Genomic DNA, 276 nt, shown 5'->3' on the forward strand with positions numbered 1-276 from the left:
GGCGATCAAACGGCAGCTGCGTTCCGACGGTGACAAGGATCAAAGGACAGCTCCTGCGTAATGGGGGCCATCCGGCCGCGAGAGATGTTGCCATTGCGTGAGCCAGAGCGTTGCAATATGGCCGGCCAATTTTCCCGATAAGGAGAGTTTCTCGACATTGGCGACACTATCGATCCAGATCGTTCGCTTGCCCATGAGCCTGCCGGCCAACAGGCAGAACAGGCCTGGAGCTGCTCCCGTCGACAGGATGACATCGGGCTTCAGCTTGAAGACAAT

General features: G+C 57.6%; 1 pseudogene. It reads right to left on the reverse strand.

The annotated features are described in order from the left end of the window. Positions 1-39 precede the first annotated feature (39 nt). Positions 40-276 (reverse strand): annotated as a pseudogene (locus EOD29_RS31595) (glucuronosyltransferase); the annotation flags it as partial.

The organism is Mesorhizobium sp. M1A.T.Ca.IN.004.03.1.1 (assembly GCF_003997555.1).
Classification (GTDB): domain Bacteria; phylum Pseudomonadota; class Alphaproteobacteria; order Rhizobiales; family Rhizobiaceae; genus Mesorhizobium.